11 protein-coding genes are annotated in these 13041 nt (G+C 73.6%); 2 read left to right on the top strand and 9 right to left on the bottom strand.

Annotated features, from left to right (window positions below):
* Window positions 1–36 precede the first annotated feature (36 nt).
* The 9 genes from LN251_RS22545 to rimP all read right to left on the bottom strand — a co-directional run bounded on the left by LN251_RS22545 (window position 37) and on the right by rimP (window position 11835).
* Window positions 37–984, bottom strand: a complete 948-nt coding sequence (locus LN251_RS22545; RefSeq protein ID WP_458245959.1) for a bifunctional riboflavin kinase/FAD synthetase — start codon at window positions 982–984, stop codon at window positions 37–39.
* A 127-nt stretch (window positions 985–1111) separates the two neighbouring features.
* Window positions 1112–4627: a trypsin-like peptidase domain-containing protein gene (locus tag LN251_RS22540; RefSeq protein WP_458245958.1), complete on the bottom strand. Its 3516-nt coding sequence runs from the start codon at window positions 4625–4627 to the stop codon at window positions 1112–1114.
* Window positions 4628–4879: 252 nt separating this feature from the next.
* A complete protein-coding gene (gene truB, locus LN251_RS22535; protein WP_458245957.1) occupies window positions 4880–5785 on the bottom strand; it encodes a tRNA pseudouridine(55) synthase TruB in 906 nt (301 codons plus the stop codon).
* Window positions 5782–6228 carry a 30S ribosome-binding factor RbfA gene (gene rbfA, locus LN251_RS22530; RefSeq protein WP_058922653.1) on the bottom strand — a complete coding sequence of 149 codons (447 nt, stop codon included), beginning with the start codon at window positions 6226–6228 and terminating at the stop codon, window positions 5782–5784. The genes truB and rbfA overlap by 4 nt, the downstream gene beginning before the upstream one ends.
* A gap of 37 nt (window positions 6229–6265) precedes the next feature.
* Window positions 6266–6559, bottom strand: a complete 294-nt coding sequence (locus tag LN251_RS22525) for a DUF503 domain-containing protein (RefSeq protein WP_058922654.1) — start codon at window positions 6557–6559, stop codon at window positions 6266–6268.
* Between the two features lie 144 nt (window positions 6560–6703).
* Window positions 6704–9811, bottom strand: a complete 3108-nt coding sequence (gene infB, locus LN251_RS22520; protein WP_458245956.1) for a translation initiation factor IF-2 — start codon at window positions 9809–9811, stop codon at window positions 6704–6706.
* A gap of 162 nt (window positions 9812–9973) precedes the next feature.
* The gene (locus tag LN251_RS22515) at window positions 9974–10255 is read right to left on the bottom strand and encodes a YlxR family protein (protein WP_458245955.1); all 282 of its coding nucleotides are present in this window, start codon (window positions 10253–10255) and stop codon (window positions 9974–9976) included.
* A gap of 90 nt (window positions 10256–10345) precedes the next feature.
* On the bottom strand, window positions 10346–11332 hold the full coding sequence (gene nusA, locus LN251_RS22510) for a transcription termination factor NusA (RefSeq protein ID WP_058922657.1): 987 nt from the start codon (window positions 11330–11332) through the stop codon (window positions 10346–10348).
* Between the two features lie 2 nt (window positions 11333–11334).
* Window positions 11335–11835 carry a ribosome maturation factor RimP gene (gene rimP, locus LN251_RS22505; RefSeq protein WP_058922658.1) on the bottom strand — a complete coding sequence of 167 codons (501 nt, stop codon included), beginning with the start codon at window positions 11833–11835 and terminating at the stop codon, window positions 11335–11337.
* A gap of 201 nt (window positions 11836–12036) precedes the next feature.
* Here rimP and LN251_RS22500 point away from each other — a divergent pair, with 201 nt between their 5' ends.
* Together LN251_RS22500 and LN251_RS22495 are read left to right on the top strand one after the other, a co-directional pair.
* Window positions 12037–12567 (top strand): hypothetical protein, encoded by a 531-nt coding sequence (locus LN251_RS22500; protein ID WP_458245954.1) that lies wholly within the window; start codon window positions 12037–12039, stop codon window positions 12565–12567.
* Window positions 12564–13022 (top strand): ferritin-like domain-containing protein, encoded by a 459-nt coding sequence (locus tag LN251_RS22495; protein ID WP_458245953.1) that lies wholly within the window; start codon window positions 12564–12566, stop codon window positions 13020–13022. Before LN251_RS22500 ends, LN251_RS22495 begins: the two co-directional genes overlap by 4 nt.
* Window positions 13023–13041: the final 19 nt, after the last annotated feature.

Raw genomic sequence — 13041 nt, 5'->3', positions numbered from 1 at the left:
CCGCCCTTCGGCGTCACGTCGTCCGAGGCGCCGCGGCTACTCGGCGGCGGCCACCAGTTCCCGGCAGCGCTTGACGTCCTCGGCCATCTGCTCCAGCAGGCCCTCCAAGGACTCGAACTTCGCCTGCCCGCGCACGAAGGCGAGGAAGTCCACCGCCACGTGCAGCCCGTACAGGTCGAGTCCGACGCGGTCGATCGCGTACGCCTCCACCGTGCGCTCCGTGCCGTCGAACTGCGGGTTCGTGCCGACGGAGATCGCGGCGGGCATCGCCTCGCCGTTCACGTGCAGCCAGCCGGCGTAGACGCCGTCGGCGGGGACGGCGGTGTGCGGCAGCGTCTCGACGTTGGCGGTCGGGAAGCCGAGCTCCCGGCCCCGCTGCGCGCCGCGGACGACGACGCCCTCCACGCGGTGCGGGCGGCCGAGGATCTCGGCGGCGCCCTGGACGTCGCCCTCGGCGATCAGGCGCCGGGTGAGGGTGGAGGAGAACGGCTCGCCGCCGCCCGCCTCGCCGGTGACGTACAGGTCGACGACCTCGACCTCGAAGTCGTACACCTTGCCCTGCTCGGCGAGGAACTCGACGTTCCCGGCGGCCTTGTGGCCGAAGCGGAAGTTGGGGCCCTCGACGACCGCCTTGGCGTGCAGCTTGTCGACCAGGACCTTGACGACGAAGTCGGCCGGCGACAGCTTCGAGAACTCCTTGGTGAAGGGGAGGATCAGGACCGCGTCCACACCCAGGTCCGCGCACAGCTCCGCGCGGCGGTGGTGCGGGGCGAGCAGGGGCGGGTGGCTGCCGGGGCGGACGACCTCGCTGGGATGCGGGTCGAAGGTGACGACGACGGAGGGGACGCCCAGCTCGCGGGCGCGGTCCACGGCATGCCGGACGATCAGCTGGTGCCCGCGGTGCACCCCGTCGTAGGAACCGATGGTGACGACGCTGCGCCCCCAGTCCTCGGGGATGTCCTCCAAGCCACGCCAGCGCTGCACTGTGACCGCTCCTCGAACCCGTGTCCGTGTGTACCGACCTGTTACGCAGGTCTAAGGGTGCCATGCCGGGCCCCTCTCGCCCGCATCGGCATGGGGGCTGTGACCCGACGCACGTGGGGGAAGCGGTTCAGGCGGGGACGCGGACGCCCGCGAGCTTCTCGATCATCCGGCGGGTGCCGGGGCCCACCACCGCCGACCAGGCCTGCGGGCTGTCGGTGAGCCAGCGGGCCATCCGGGCCGCGAAGCCGGGCACGTGGCGGCCCAGGTCCACCAGTCCGCGGTCGAAGCGGGCCGCGCCGTCGGGGGTGCGGACGAGCAGCAGGCCGGTGCGGTGGACGAGGTCGCGGACCTCCTCGCCGTCGGCGAGGGCGGTGGCGTGCAGCAGGGCGTCCAGGACGGCCGGGGCGTGTTCGTGGGCGAGGAGGAAGTCGAGGAGTTCGCGGCGCAGCGGCCGGGAGGCGGCGGCGCCCGGGACGGCGAGTACGGCGGCGAGGGCGGCGCGCACCTCCTCCGGGCCGCCGTCGAGGAGGCCGGTGACCAGCGGCACTAGGACGGCGCGCGCCTCGGGCCCCTGGTCCAGGCGCCGGTCGACGTACGCGGCCACGTCGCCTGCGGTCTCCGGGCGCCGCTCCACGGCCTCGCGCACCAGGACGGCGACCCGGCGGGCCAGCGGGGGCGTGGTGACGTCGGCGAGGGTGCGCAGCGCGTCCCCGGCGTCCGGCCCGAGCAGCCGCCCGCGGAATGCGTCCAGGACCTGTTCGGGGTGGGTGGTCAGGGCGGCGACCAGGGCGCTCGCCGGGAACCGCGGGTCCCCGGCCGCGAAGTGCCGCAGCGCCTGCGGGAGATGGCGGGCACGCGTGCGGGGGTCGCGTACGAGGAGGGCGAGCGCGGCGCCGTGCAGGGTGGCGTCGGTGGGGCGGGCGAGCAGGGCGAGGGCCGCGTAGCGCAGCAGTTCGCGGTCGCCCTCGGTACGGACGTGGGACGCGGCCCGCAGTCCGCACGCGGCGGCCGCCACCCACCGGGCCGGCCGCTCGTCGTGCGCCCACCGGTCGACGGCCCGGCAGACGGCCGAGGGTTCGTCCTCGGCGAGCACGGCGAGCAGTTCGTCGGCCCGCCGGTGCGCGCAGTCGACGAGGACCTCGGTCAGATCGTCCAGGGCGAGGTGCCGGTGGGTGTGCAGCAGCGCCTGCGCGGCCTCGGCCACGGTCGCGTGCGGGGTCGCCGGGAGCGGCCGGTCGTCGTCGAACCAGCGGGTGAGCAGGGGTTGTACGACGGTGGGGTCGGCGGCGAGGAGGCGGGAGGCGGCGTCGAGGAAGCGGGGGGAGGCGGCCGCCGCCGGGTCCTGAGGGGGGCCGTCGGCGGGCAGGAGGCGGCGCAGGAGGTCGAGGCGCTCGGGTTCCGGGAGGGGCAGGGCGGTCCAGAAGGCGGGGCCGAGCGGACCTCGCTCGGTGCGCGCCGATGCCGCGAGGTCGTCGGCCAGTCGCCGCAGTACGCCGAGGTACGGCGTCGCGTCCGGGACGCGCAGCAGGGTCTCGGTGAGCAGGCGGGCGGCCCACCACGAGTCGGGATCGCCGTGCAGGGCGCGGGCCAGCTCCTCCAGGCGGAGGGCGAGTCGGCCGGTGCCGTGGTCGCGGGCCAGCAGGAGCAGGGCCTGGACGACGGGGCCGATGCGGTGGTGCGGCACGGGGACGGGGTGTGCGGGAGCGGCCGGGCGGTGGACCAGGGCGCGCAGGGCCTCGTCCAGGTCGAGGTGCATGCCCTGGATCCAGTCGGCGAACTCCTCGTGGGCGAAGCGGTAGCCGGTGCCGGCGGGCACGAGGAGGCCCTCGGTGAGGACGGCGGAGGCCCAGCCGGTGCCGCCGCCGAGCCGTGCCGGGGCCTGCCCCCAGGGGAAGGTCGCCTCGAACGCCGCCCGGTCCAGCTCGCCCTGGCCGGGGCCCAGGCTGCGCCGGGCGGCCTCGTGGACCTGGCCGCAGACCCTGGCCGCGAGACGGCGTACGGCGGTGCCGCGCAGGCCGCTGTCGGCGGCCAGGCGCACGGCGATGCGCAGGCACAGGAGGTCGAGGTGGGCGGACAAGACGTCGTAGCGGTCCACCCGGGCATCGGGCGCGCCGGGGACGGCGGTGAGGACCTCGGAGAGAAGGCGCAGAGTGAGGGGATGGCGGGCATCCGGCCCGTCCAGGATGTCTTCGGGAACGCGGTAGCGTGCGCGGGCCGTGCGGGCCTCGTCCTCGCTGAGGTCACCGAGGCGCACACAGGGAGGCTCCCCCGCCGGGGAGGGCTTCGCGCCGGTGACGGCCGGCTCCCCGGGGTCGTACAGCAGCTCTCGCGGGAACTCCGCGCCGGCCCTCTCCCAGTGCTCCTCCCTGCACGCCACCACCAGGCGCGCCCCGGTCGTGCGCAGCCAGGCCGCCGTTCCCTCCGTCCACTCGGGCAGGCGGTGGGCCAGGACCGGCGGCATCTCCTCGGGGCCGTCCAGGAGGAGCAGCAGGGGGCGGCCGGCGGCGTCGGCGATCCGGGCCAGACGGTCCGGGCCGAGGTCGCCGAGGTCCGGCGCCGGGGCGGACCCGGACGCCGCGACGATGCGTGCGGCGCGGGTCAGCGCGCGGCGTGCCGCGTCCGCGACCGACGTGTCGTCGTCCCGCAGGTCGGCGCCGCGCAGCCACAGGGTGGGGGCCGGTGCGGCGCCGTGGTTGCGGCGGGCGGCGAGGGCGGCGAGTTCCGTCGTACGGCCGCTGCCCGGTGCGCCGACCAGGCCCAGGACGGCCGTCGGAGCGCCGGCTCGGGTGAAGGCTGTGAACTGCCCCGCGGTCTCGGTGCGTTCGACCGGCGGCACCGCTGCCGTCGGCTCGCCCTCGGTGCGGCCGACGTGCCCCGCCAGGGTGCCCGGCGGGCCGTCCTGCCCTACCGACGTGGCCGTCAGTTCCAGTACCCCGGCGAGGTTGAGGTCGGCTCCGTAGGCGGGGACCGTGGCCGCGTTCACGGCGAGGAGGTCGGCCAGGGGGCCGGCGGGTGCCGGGCGCAGGGGGACGGCGAAGCCGGTGTCGCGGTGGCCGTTGTGCAGGGCCGTGCCGAGGACGCCGACGACCGCGCCGGTGGCGGCGTCGAGCACCGGGCCGCCGGCCGCGCCGCCGCCGAGCCGCAGCGCGTCCTGCCCGGCGGTGCCGATGGCCAGTTCCAGGGCGTCGTCGAGGGCGTGGAAGCGGTCCGTCGCCGCGTAGGTCACGGCGGTGGCGGCCAGGACGCGCGCCTCGCGCCAGCGGCCGGCCGCCAGCCGCACGTAGGTGCCGGTCTCGACGCGCTCGCGGACGGTGACCGGCAGGGGCGGCACGCCGAGGCCCTCGGTGCGTACGAGGGCCAGGTCCAGCTCCGGCACTGCCGTCACCGCCTCCGCGGTCACCAGGCAGCTGCGGTCGCCGTCGGCGCGCAGCACCAGCCGGGGCAGTCCGTCGACCGCCTCGTGGCTGGTGATCACCGTGCCGTGGTGGTCGGCCACGAACCCGATGCCGCGGGGGCGCCCGGCGAGGTCGTGGATGCGGACCAGAGCGTCGTCGCCGGGCTCGTGCCGCGGTGTTCCGGGAGCCTCCGGCCCGGTCGCCGTCGCCCGGTGGCCGCCTCCGCCTCGCGGGTCCCGTGCCGCCATGGCGAACCTCCCGCCGTACACCCGTGCCGTACATCCGTGCCTTGTTTCTCGACGGTAGGCGTGCGGTGAGCGGTGGGACAGATCGCGTGGTGAACGCGCCCCCTTCCGCTCCCCCGGTTCACTCCGAGCGCCTGCCCGCACGGGTGAACAGTGGGGGGTCGGTGGATACACCCTAGGGGTGGGGGAACCGAGGGGGGTCCGTGGAGCGGCGGCGCAACCCCGTGATCGCCGCTCCACGGGCAGGCTCCCCGGTCAGCCGAAGACGGCCAGGCTCTTGGCCTTGCCCTTGTGCGCCTCCACGAGCGCGAGGAAGCGGCCTTCGGGGTCGAAGACGGCGACCGTTCCCGCCGAGGCGTACTCGTCGGGCATGTCGAGGCGTACGCCGTTCGTCAGCAGCCGGGCCCGCTTGGCGTCCACGTCCCAGCGGGGGAAGGCGGCCGCGGCCGCCTCGGCGACGGGCATGACGGTGAGCTCCTGCTGGAGCTGGTCCAGCGTGCGCGCCGCGTCCAGCTTGTACGGGCCGACGCGGGTGCGGCGCAGGGCCGTCAGGTGGCCGCCGACGCCGAGGTCGGCGCCCAGGTCGCGGGCGAGCGCCCGGATGTAGGTGCCGGAGGAGCAGACGACCGACACGACGAGGTCGAGGACGGGGGTGCCGTCCTCGGCGACCGCGTCCCGGACGTCGTACACCGCGAACGAGGAGACGGTGACCGGGCGGGCCGGGATCTCGAACTCCTCGCCCTCCCGGGCCCGCTTGTACGACCGCACGCCGTTGATCTTGATGGCGCTGACCTTGGACGGCACCTGCATGATGTCGCCGGTGAGCTTGCCGATCCCGGCGTCGATCGCGTCCCGGGTGACCTTCGAGGCGTCGTGCGACCCCGTGATCTCGCCCTCCGCGTCGTCCGTGACCGTCGTCTGCCCGAGGCGGATGGTGCCCAGGTACTCCTTCTCGGTGAGCGCCAGATGGCCCAGGAGCTTGGTCGCCTTCTCCACGCCCAGCACGAGCACGCCCGTGGCCATGGGGTCGAGGGTGCCCGCGTGTCCGACGCGGCGCGTCTTCGCGATGCCGCGCATCTTGGCGACGACGTCGTGCGAAGTGAAGCCCGACGGCTTGTCGACGATGACAAGCCCGTCGGGCGTGGTGGTCTTCTGCGTCATTCGGCGGTGTCGTCCTCGTCCTCACCGGGCTTCTTGTACGGGTCCGCCTCACCGGCGTAGGCCGCACCCGCCGAGACCTCGCGCACCTTCGCGTCGGACTCGCGCGCCTTGTCGAGGAGGTCCTCGATGGTGCGGGCGGTGTCCGGAAGGGCGTCGGCCACGAACGTCAGCGTCGGCGTGAACTTCACGCCGGCCGCCGCGCCGACCGCGGAGCGGAGCACGCCCTTGGCGCTCTCCAGACCGGCGGCCGCGGCGGCCCGCTCCTCGTCGTCGCCGTAGACGGTGTAGAAGACGGTCGCCTCCCGCAGGTCCCCGGTGACCCGGGTGTCCGTGATGGTGACGTGTGAGCCGAGCCGCGGGTCCTTGATCCCGCGCTGCAGCTTCTGGGCCACCACCTCTCGGATGAGGTCCGCCAGCCTCTTGGCGCGCGCGTTGTCGGCCACTGGTCCGTCTCCTTAGTAACTTCTCTTGCTGCTTGCTTCAGTCTTCGTCGCTGTGGAGCCTGCGTCGAACCGAGAGCAGTTCCACCTCGGGCCGGGCCGCGACCAGCCGCTCACAGCGGTCCAGTACGTCGGTGAGGTGTCCCGTGTCCCCGGATACCATCGCCAGCCCGATCTCGGCCCTGCGGTGGAGGTCCTGATTGCCCGTCTCCGCCGCGCTCACCGCGTACTTGCGCTGGAGCTCGGCCACGATCGGACGGACGAGAGAGCGTTTCTCCTTCAGCGAGCGGACGTCACCGAGGAGCAGGTCGAAGGACAGAGTCCCCACATACATGTGTGTCCGGATGTCCCGCCGGTTCGGGGTACGGGCGCCGCGCTTGGACGCCGATACGGGAACCGTACACGCAACGGCCGGGGCCGATCGACGGAAATTCCGTGAGGGAACTTCCCCGCCGACCGGCCCCGATCGCGTGCTGGATCAGACGCGCGGCTTCTCGCGCATCTCGTACGTCGCGATGACGTCGTCGACCTTGATGTCGTTGAAGTTGCCGAGGTTGATACCGCCCTCGAACCCTTCGCGGATCTCGGTGACGTCGTCCTTGAAGCGACGCAGACCCTCGATGTTGAGGTTCTCCGCGATGACCTTGCCGTCGCGGATGAGGCGCGCCTTGGTGTTGCGGCGGACCTCGCCGGAGCGGATGAGCACACCCGCGATGTTGCCCAGCTTGGACGAACGGAAGACCTCGCGGATCTCCGCCGTGCCGAGCTCGACCTCCTCGTACTCCGGCTTGAGCATGCCCTTCAGGGCCGCCTCGATCTCCTCGATCGCCTGGTAGATGACCGAGTAGTACCGGACGTCCACGCCCTCGCGCTCGGCCATCTGCGCCGCGCGGCCGGCCGCACGGACGTTGAAGCCGATCACGATGGCGTCGGAACCCATCGCCAGGTCGATGTCCGACTCCGTGACCGCACCGACGCCGCGGTGCAGGACGCGGATGTCGACCTCTTCGCCGACGTCCAGCTGGAGCAGGGACGACTCGAGCGCCTCGACGGAACCGGAAGCGTCACCCTTGATGATGAGGTTGAGCTGCTGGACCTCACCGGCCTTGAGCACCTTGTCCAGGTCCTCGAGGGAGACACGGCGCGTGCGCTTGGCGAACGCGGCGTTGCGCTCACGGGCGGCGCGCTTCTCGGCGATCTGACGGGCCGTACGGTCCTCGTCCACCACCAGGAAGTTGTCGCCCGCACCCGGGACGTTGGTCAGGCCCAGGACCTGGACCGGCGTCGCGGGTCCGGCCTCGGCGACGTTGTTGCCGTTGTCGTCGAGCATGGCGCGCACGCGGCCGTAGGCGTCGCCCACCACCATCGTGTCGCCGACCCGCAGCGTGCCTCGCTGGACGAGGACCGTCGCCACGGCACCGCGGCCGCGGTCGAGGCGGGACTCGATGCTGATGCCCTGCGCGTCCTGGTGCGGGTTGGCCCGCAGGTCGAGCGAGGCGTCGGCCGTCAGGATCACGGCCTCCAGCAGGGAGTCGATGTGCAGACCCTGCTTGGCGGAGATGTCGACGAACATCGTGTCGCCGCCGTACTCCTCGGCCACCAGCCCGTACTCGGTGAGCTGACCGCGCACCTTGGTCGGGTCGGCGCCCTCGACGTCGATCTTGTTGACCGCGACGACGATCGGGACGTCGGCCGCCTTGGCGTGGTTGAGCGCCTCGACCGTCTGCGGCATGACGCCGTCGTTGGCCGCGACGACCAGGATCGCGATGTCGGTCGACTTCGCACCGCGGGCACGCATGGCGGTGAACGCCTCGTGACCCGGGGTGTCGATGAAGGTGATCTTGCGCTCTTCGTCGTTGACCTGGGTCGCGACCTGGTAGGCACCGATGTGCTGGGTGATGCCGCCGGCCTCGCCCGCGATGACGTTCGTCTTGCGGATGGCGTCGAGGAGCCGGGTCTTACCGTGGTCGACGTGACCCATGACGGTGACGACCGGCGGGCGGACCACCAGGTCCTCCTCGTCGCCCTCGTCCTCGCCGAACTCGATGTCGAAGGACTCGAGCAGCTCGCGGTCCTCCTCCTCGGGGCTGACGATCTGAACCGTGTAGTTCATCTCGTCGGCGAGGAGCTGCAGGGTCTCGTCGGAGACGGACTGCGTGGCCGTGACCATCTCGCCGAGGTTCATCATGACCGCGACGAGCGACGCCGGGTTGGCGTTGATCTTCTCCGCGAAGTCGGTGAGCGAGGCACCGCGCGACAGGCGAATGGACTCGCCGTTGCCGCGAGGCAGCATCACGCCGCCGACCGACGGGGCCTGCATGGCCTCGTACTCCTGGCGCCTCTGCCGCTTCGACTTGCGGCCACGGCGCGCGGGACCGCCGGGACGGCCGAAGGCGCCCTGCGTGCCACCACGACCGCCCGGACCACCGGGACGACCGCCGAAGCCGGGACGGCCACCGCCACCCGCACCGGGACCACCGGGACGGCCGGCGAAACCGCCGCCACCCGCACCGGGACCGCCGGGACGACCGGCGAAGCCGCCGCCACCGCCACCCGGACGACCGGCGAAGCCGCCGCCACCCGGACGACCGCCGCCGCCACCACCGGGACGACCGCCGCCGCCGGGACCACGACCACCGGGACCGCCGCCACCGGGGCGGGGGCCGGCAGCGGGACGCTGCGGCATCATGCCGGGGTTGGGACGCGGGCCGCCGGGGCCGCCGCCGGGACGCGGACCGCCCTGCGGACGGGGCATGCCGCCCGGAGTGGGACGGGCGCCGCCCGGAGCCTGCGGACGGGGACCGCCCGCCGCGCCCTGGGGACGGGGACCGCCCTGGCCCTGCGGACGCGGAGCGCCGCCGGGAGCACCGGCGCCACCGGGGCCGCCGGGACGCGGGGCGCCGCCCGGACGGGGCGTCTGCGGACGCGCCATGCCGGTGGAGCCGCCGGAGGTGAAGGGGTTGTTGCCCGGACGGGGACCGGCCGGACGGGCGCCGGGACGCGGCGCCTGGCCACCCGGACGCGGGGCACCGGGACGGTCGCCGCGGTCACCGCGGCCCTGGCCGGGGCCACCCGGACGCGGGGCGCCCGGACGTGCGGCCTGACCGGCCGGACGGGGAGCACCCGGACGGGGGCCGGAACCGGAACCGGAACCCTGGGCCGGAGCGGCGGGAGCCGACGGCGGGGCCGTGAACTCGGGCGTCGTCGGAGCCGGGGACGCCGGGGCGGGCCGCGGCGCGGGCTTCGGGCCCGGGGTGGGACGGGGGCCGGGAGCGGCCGGCGCGGCGGGAGCCGTGGGCTTCTCGGCGGCGGCCGGCTTGGGGGCCGGCGGGCGCGGGGCGGCCGGACGGGCGGCCTGCGCGGGAGAGGGGGCCGCCGGACGAGCCGGGGCGGCCTTGCGTGCGGGGGCGGACTTGCCGCCTCCGTTGCCCTGCTGGAGGGCGTCCGTCAGTTTGCGGACTACGGGCGCTTCGATGGTCGAAGACGCCGAACGGACGAATTCACCGAGTTCCTGGAGCTTGGCCATGACGACCTTGCTCTCAACCCCGAACTCCTTGGCGAGTTCGTATACCCGGACCTTAGCCACTTCGCTCCTTTTAGGTCCGGGTGCGTCCGGACCGTCGCTACTTCATGGGCGTACTCATCGCGTGCTCATCGAGTGCTCATCGCAATCTCGACCTACTTCCAACTCGCGGGGTACCAGGGCCGCACGGGGGTTCCGTACGACTCTCCTTACGGTGTTGCCTGCTCAGCAACTCTCTGACTGTTCGACGTAGTGGCGCAACGCCTTTGTGTCGAGCGCTCCCGGGGCGCGCAACGCCCGCGTGAACGCCCGGCGGCGTACCGCCTGGTCGAGACAGACCAGCGCGGGGTGTACATACGCACCCCGGCCGGGCAGCGTACCGCGTGGATCAGGGACACACTCGTCCTTGATCGCCACGATCCGCAACAGGTCCGGCTTGACCGCTCGTTCCCTGCAGCCCACGCAGGTGCGTTCAGGGCATGCTCGGGCGGGCGTCCGGCCAGACACTGTTAAGTCTACCTCCCCGTACCGACCTCACCCCTCTGGGTGAGGAATCGAACGGTTGTTGTCGTGATCCAAGCGCCGTGCGGCTTGGATCTATTCCCCGGTCTGCTCCGTGTCGGGGCGGATGTCGATCCGCCAGCCGGTCAGGCGGGCGGCGAGGCGGGCGTTCTGGCCCTCCTTGCCGATCGCCAGCGACAGCTGGTAGTCCGGCACCGTCACGCGCGCGGAGCGGGCGGCGAGGTCGACGACCTCCACCTTGGAGACCCGGGCCGGCGAGAGCGCGTTCGCGACCATCTCGGCCGGGTCGTCCGACCAGTCGACGATATCGATCTTCTCGCCGTTCAGCTCGCCCATGACGTTGCGCACACGTCCGCCCATGGGGCCGATGCAGGCGCCCTTGGCGTTCAGGCCCGAACGGGTGGACCGTACGGCGATCTTGGTGCGGTGACCGGCCTCACGGGCGATCGCGGCGATCTCGACCGACCCGTCGGCGATCTCCGGCACTTCCAGAGCGAAGAGCTTCTTCACCAGGTTGGGGTGGGTGCGGGACAGGGTCACGGACGGGCCGCGGACGCCCTTCGCCACCCGGACGACGTACGAGCGCAGGCGCATGCCGTGCGGGTACGTCTCGCCCGGCACCTGCTCCTGCACCGGCAGGATGGCCTCCAGCTTGCCGATGTCCACGAGCACGTTCTTCGGGTCGCGGCCCTGCTGGACCACACCGGTGACGATGTCGCCCTCGCGGCCGGCGTACTCGCCGAGCGTCGCGTCGTCCTCGGCGTCGCGCAGCCGCTGCAGGATGACCTGCTTGGCGGTGGTGGCGGCGATACGGCCGAAGTCGGACGGGGTGTCGTCGAACTCGCGGGGCTCCTGCCCCTCCTCGAGGTCCTCGGGGTCTTCCTTCGCCCACACGACCACGTGACCGGTCTCACGGTCGAGCTTCACGCGCGCGTGGCGGTGGCTCCCCTCGGTGCGGTGGTAGGCGATGAGGAGGGCCGACTCGATCGCCTCGACCAACAGGTCGAAGGAGATCTCCTTCTCCCGAACCAAGCCCCGCAGGGCACTCATGTCGATGTCCACGGCTACGCCTCCTCTTCCTTCTTGTCGTCCTTGCGGCTGAACTCGACCTGCACGCGCGCCTTCTCGACGTCCTGGAAGGCGAGTCTGCGGGCGGTGGCCTTGCGGCCCTTGACCCCGGGCACCTCGACGTCGAGGCCCTCGTCGTCCACCGTCAGGATCCGGGCCACCACGTCGCCGCCCTCGGCGAGCTGGAACTTCACCAGGCGGCCGACGGCGCGCAGGTAGTGGCGGTGTTCCTTCAGCAGGCGCTCCGCGCCCGGGGTGCCGACCTCGAGGGTGTACTCCCCCTCGCCCATCGCGTCCGTCTCGTCGAGCTTCGCCGAGAGCGCGCGGCTCACATCGGCGATCTGGTCCAGGTCCGCCCCGGTGTCGGAGTCGACGACGACGCGCAGCACCCGCTTGCGTCCGACGGAGTCCACCGCGATCTCTTCGAGATCCAGGCCCTGGGAGGTGACGAGCGGTTCCAGGAGCTCTCGCAGCCTCTCGCTCTGGGTGGTGCTCATCCGGGTGACTCCTCGGCCGCGTGTGCTGTTGTGGGATGGGTCGCGTGTCTGGTCAAAGGGTATCCGGTCGCAAGGGGTGTTGCCGTCCAGTGCGTACGGGCGGTGCCGATGAGCGGCACCGGGCGGGGACGCGGGTACCGTGATCACGGCGGGCCGGTCTCCCGCCCGTGTGTTCGTACGAGCCCCCCGAGGACGTCAGCCGTGCCGTACCCCCCACCGTCGCGCATCCCCTCGGGGACGCGCAGAAGATCCCTGCTCGCCTCGGCCGCCGGCGCCGCCCTGCTGGCGGGCTGCTCGGGCGGCTCCCAGGACTCCGGAAGCACCGGCGGCAGCCCGTCGGTCGTCGAGAAGGCACGCGCGCGTGCGGCGCGGGACAGCGCGGGGCTGGTGGAGCGCTACGACGCCGCGCTCGCCGCGTTCCCGGGGCTGGCGGAGCACCTGGCGCCGTTGCGGGCGGAGGTGGTACGGCACACGGAGGCTTTCGGCGGAGTGCGCAAGGCCACGCGGAGTGCTTCCCCCACGGCGCCGCACTCCCCCTCCCCCTCCGCCTCGACTCCCGCGCCGGCCGACGAGAAGGACGCCCTCACCGGCCTCGCCGACGCCGAGCGGGCCCTCTCCGACCGGCGGACGGCCGCCCTGCTGGAGGTGCCCGGCGAACTGGCGCGGCTGATGGCCTCGGTCGCGGCGGCCGGCGCGGTGCACGCCTATCTGCTGACGGAGGGGGCCCGGTGAGCCAGCAGCAGACCCTGAAGGCCCTGCAGGCGGCGCTGGCCGCCGAGCACGCCGCCGTGTACGGCTACGGCGTCGTCGGCGGCCGGATCGGCGAGAGCCGTCGTACGGAGGCCAGGGCGGCGTACGACGCCCACCGCGCCCGGCGCGACGCGCTGGTGCGTGACATCCGGGACCTCGGCGGCACGCCGGTGGCCGCGGCGGCCGGGTACGCGCTGCCGTTCCCGGTGGCGGACCCGGCCGCGGCCGTGCGGCTGGCCGCCGAACTGGAGGACCGGGTGGCCGACGTGTACTCCGACGTCGTGCGGGCCACCGGCGGCTCGCGGCGCGACGCGGCGGCGCGGGCCCTGCGGGAGGCGGCGGTGCGGGCCGTGCGCTGGAGCGGGGAGAGCGTAGCCTTCCCTGGGCTCGCGGAGCGGGCGGCCACGCCGTCCGCCTCGCCGACGCCCTCGGCTTGACCGGCAGCGAAGGGAACGA

Source organism: Streptomyces sp. MAI_2237, from assembly GCF_054189285.1.
Note: the sequence above shows the minus strand (reverse complement) of the source record. Positions and strands in the feature narration are given on the sequence as shown.

Bases quoted from the DNA above. Each gene is read 5' to 3' on its own strand.
- truB (WP_458245957.1), bottom strand. From the start codon at position 5,785: ATGACGCAGAAGACCACCACGCCCGACGGGCTTGTCATCGTCGACAAG.
- LN251_RS22540 (WP_458245958.1), bottom strand. From the start codon at position 4,627: ATGGCGGCACGGGACCCGCGAGGCGGAGGCGGCCACCGGGCGACGGCG.
- rimP (WP_058922658.1), bottom strand. From the start codon at position 11,835: ATGAGCACCACCCAGAGCGAGAGGCTGCGAGAGCTCCTGGAACCGCTC.
- LN251_RS22525 (WP_058922654.1), bottom strand. From the start codon at position 6,559: ATGTATGTGGGGACTCTGTCCTTCGACCTGCTCCTCGGTGACGTCCGC.